Raw genomic sequence first — 4,260 nt, forward strand, 5'->3', positions numbered from 1 at the left:
TATTAATTTACCCATACCAGGAGAAAGAATATGAACAAACGTTGGGATAAAGCTTGTGGGGTAGATGTTCACAAGAGGTTTATCGATGCAACCATCCTGACTTCAGATGGAACCAAGAAGCATAGACGCTTTTTAACAAACATAGAAGGTCTAATGGCTTTCAGGGATTGGTTGATAGAGGAAGATTGTCCAGTTGTCGCCTTAGAATCCACTGGCGTCTATTGGATACCTGTCAACACTATTCTTGAAGGAATTGTGAAGGTTCTTGTAGCAAACGCCTATAAAGGGTATCGCCCCGATTTATGTGACATGTACGCTAAGGAATTAAACGTCTTTATTTGCCAATATTTCTCTTTTTAAGGGTACCAAGGGTATCACGGCCATTCATGCGAAAATACACGCTAAGGTCTTTTACCAGTTGAATCCGTGGCAAAATGGATATTTAAGCTTTAAATGGCAAATAAATGTATATTAATAGCCAATTTTGTATCCACTTCAAATTAGAGGGTAACTGGCAATATTTAAACCGTAACTTCGCTTGTTTTAAGTAATATGTACTGTCAAATCCAATTTTTCTATGATTTTTCTGGATTTTTTTGGAATTTCAGATAGAATCCATTTTCCCTCAATTTTAAGCTTGTAGATTCTAGATAAATGAAGAATAACATCCTTCGGGGATAAGTTTGTCAAAAGGTCTTTATTGATAAGTAGTTCGTATATCTTATAATAAAGAAGCAGTGACACAAAATTCACAAACATCCATCCCTGAAGATGAGCTTCATCTCTCATATACGACCTGTCAGCATGGAGCAAATTTTTAAAAGTGTCAAATAGAGACTCAATTTCCACTCTAGCTTTTAGATATTCAAAGACTTCATCAGCGTGGAATGATATTTTTGCCACAACAAGGGTATCACGGCCATTCGTGCGAAAATATACGCTAAGGTTAAATATTAGTTTAAACACGATTTTAAACCATTAAATAATAGATAAATCTATTTTCTGCTATAATGATTCCTTTCACCTGAAAATATGTTGATTTTATTTTTATTTTATATTAAACAGAAAATATACGTTAATATTTTCATAATTTCACTAAATTTGGATTAAGAACATATTCACCATAAAGAACCACATTATCCCAAGCTATAGGGCTTATATGTTCCATAAAAGAGAGATCTATACTTGAATTCTCAGGATAGTTTTCCATGATTACTTTGTTAATCTCTTTTGCCTGCCAGTAGATGATACAAGCCAAAATCAAATTTAGACAACTGCATGAATTTCTTTGTTCTTGTAAGTCTCGGCTATTGATTCTTCGACGTTTTCCGTAATTAAGATCTCTAGCCAAAGCATGAATCTGTTCCCCTTTCAATAATCCCCTCCTTGTCCTTTGGCGTAAGGATTTATCCGACATATACTGCAAAATATATTCTGTCTTGATGATCCGTCCCAATTCGCGGTTAGCTCGATAAAAATGATTTTTTACTGTATATCCATTAAGTCGCTTCATAGCGGTAGAAGCTGTGACATGTCCGGATTCAAGGGATGCGTAAAAATGTCCTAGTCGATCCCATTGATCACATATCCAGTTAATATGAATTGTACGATCACTTCGATTCACCAAAGGAGATAACGCCTTATAATCTTTATTTTTCTCAATCCGATAGATTCGCTGTTTATGCAAACCGCGGATACGAGGAGAAAAACTTCGGCCTAGCATTGCAAATGCTGCGAAATTGTTTTCTGTATAACCGTGGGTGTCCGTATAATGCTCTTCTAAAGGAAGATCACACTCATTATAGAGCAGACCGTCCAACACGTAAGGAGCATCCCGATCCGTGCATTCGATAGGTATACTGTAAAATGGAGCATAATTGTCAGCCACAAAGGAATAAAATTCTAATGCAAAATCATTAAATTTTGTACTATATGTCTGCTGAAGGACCTTTCTTTTGAATGCAAACCGCTGACCGTCACTACTGGAGGTTTTCCCTACTCCCCACGCCTGGGTTATATCCAGTCGGCTGATAGCATTTACAACCTGGGCCAAGGCCACACGTTGTGCCTCTACGGTGAGCATCCAATCGGTAATATGCTTGATCCGATTATAGGAGACTCCATCTGTTATTTGAGACATGGTATAAGGGCCAATATTACACCCATGTGCCAGGATGGTTGCTAAAATTGCGCATATATCACCAACACTCGGATTCTCTTGTTGAGAGATTGACATAAAATGTCTAGTGATCTTCAGTTCATTGTCAACTTCTATCAAAAGATCCGGTAACTTGACCTCCCTCATGTGCTGGGAAAGCCAGTCCTTTAACAGTAATAGGTGTTTCTCAGATTCGGAATCAAGTTTGTCTATTGAATCAGCGGATAAATACCAGGTATTTTCATCCATCGTCACATATGAATTTTCGGGAAGCAGTTCTAAAAAACGATCAAATGCACGATTCAACCGTTGTGTTAAAAAAGCTTCAACTTCGTTTGCTCTTACTGGAAGCTTAGCTCTCATAAAGAATGCCTCACGTAGTTCATTCCATTTCTTTTCCGGGATGAAAAAATCATCAAACCGTCCAAAACACTTGCTCTGTTTTACGGATAAATTGCCGGCTTTAATTTCATCACGGATAGCTATCAACAAAGCACATTCCCAAGCGGCTTTGTCTATATTTCCATTAACCTCTACAAAGGGCCGAATCTTTTTATGAATGAAATCGAGTGGAACATCTTCTAGCAGCTTTCGCTTATTTTGGTCGTTCATCTCCTGAAGGATATCTACCGATCTAAACAAAGTGGAATTTTCATTTCCCTCCGGAATAAGATTGATATGCTTTATGAAAGCTGGAGAAAACTGGCGGATATAGCTGAACCGTTGTTTAACGATGTTAAAAACATGACTGTATTTTCCAGTGAGCCAGACATTAACTTCCTCTATTTGATTTGTGAGCTTATCCTTACCAATCCTCTGAAAGAGTTCCTTGCGGAGAACTGCATCATCCACACTATCGTCCAAAATAAGTTCCGCTACATCTTTGAATGTGGAAAGGGATTCTCTGATTTTTTTCTGTTGGGCCTTATGATTATTGTCCATATCGATCTGAGCGTGGTTATATATTCTATTGATCAGCTTGTCATACATGTCAACCATTTGATCAACGGTATCTTGGTGAACCTGTGTTAGAAAACATACCAGAATCGCATAGCGTTGGTCAGGGTTCAACCTTCGCAACTTACTGGTTGTCTGGTGTTCCGCATAACGAGTAAGTGATCGCTGAAAATTGTTATTGAGCCAAGACAAGTCTATCTTTAAAATATCAGTAGATATGATGAGATCTATTTTTTTGATAAGGTCGAGGAGTGCCGAGGGAGAAGGTCTTCCCGGTGGCTTTTTAAGAAAGTTAAGATCTGATTGCTGACTATCACCAAGTAATGTGTCCAATTTTTCCAATAATTCTTTGGATAATCCTTGCGAAATTTTCCTGAAAATATATCTCTTTGCCTCTTCCCGCTGCTTTCCAATTAATCTTTTAAGGGTGTCTTCGGAAGGATTTAAAATTCCTTGCTCTTTCAGATATTGTTCAGTTTTAACTTGCAATGCAGCGGTCTGCTCCAATCGACAGGCCTCTTCAAATATAAATTTTTCAATTTTTGTCAGCTCAGCCTCTCCAAACCGCTGCAAACCGAGATAGTTACGTATCTTTTCCCTATGTTCATTAATTGTCGGTTGGCGCTTTTCATAAGTATGAATTAATTTGGAGGGAATATTTAATTGGACACTGACGAAAGTAAGTATATCATCAAAAACTTCAAAGGGTTGTTCTTTAGGAAAACGATTTGTTAATTGGACAAAAGCAAGCTGATATGCAAATCCTAAATGATTATACTGGGATCGGCACTGTTTAATTGTTTCAATATCTTTTTCATTGAAATGAACAACACTCACGAGTTGTTCGTGCGTATATTTGTATCGAAGCGGTTTCATAATTATTTTAAGAACTTCTTTACATATTTTTAATTAAAAATAATTATTTTACTAGAAAACAGATTTATCTGGAATTTAATAATTTAAAATCGTGTTTAAACTAATATTTAACCTTAGCGTATATTTTCACACGAATGGCCGTGATACCCTATATAGTTATCAAAAGTATTGTGCCCGTATTCAAATTCTATTAACACATCAACATCACTACTATTGTCATGACAATTTAATTATGGAACATAATATTTTGACAATTTCTCGTCAGCATT

General features: G+C 36.7%; 3 protein-coding genes. 1 reads left to right on the plus strand and 2 read right to left on the minus strand.

Going from position 1 to position 4,260, the window contains the following annotated elements; translation table 11 throughout:
• Positions 1-30 precede the first annotated feature (30 nt).
• A complete protein-coding gene (locus IBX40_11355; protein MBE0524914.1) occupies positions 31-360 on the plus strand; it encodes a transposase in 330 nt (109 codons plus the stop codon).
• Between the two features lie 183 nt (positions 361-543).
• On the opposite strand, the gene IBX40_11360 is transcribed toward IBX40_11355, so the two are convergent.
• Entirely contained in the window at positions 544-903 is a 360-nt protein-coding gene (locus tag IBX40_11360) for a transposase (protein MBE0524915.1), read from the minus strand.
• A gap of 181 nt (positions 904-1,084) precedes the next feature.
• Positions 1,085-3,991, minus strand: a complete 2,907-nt coding sequence (locus IBX40_11365) for a Tn3 family transposase (GenBank protein MBE0524916.1) — start codon at positions 3,989-3,991, stop codon at positions 1,085-1,087.
• Positions 3,992-4,260 lie beyond the last annotated feature (269 nt).

It is taken from the genome of Methanosarcinales archaeon (assembly GCA_014859725.1).
Classification (GTDB): domain Archaea; phylum Halobacteriota; class Methanosarcinia; order Methanosarcinales; family Methanocomedenaceae; genus Kmv04.

Excerpts from the sequence above, each read along its gene's own strand:
- IBX40_11355 (MBE0524914.1), top strand. The coding sequence starts at position 31 with ATGAACAAACGTTGGGATAAAGCTTGTGGGGTAGATGTTCACAAGAGG.
- IBX40_11365 (MBE0524916.1), bottom strand. The coding sequence starts at position 3,991 with ATGAAACCGCTTCGATACAAATATACGCACGAACAACTCGTGAGTGTT.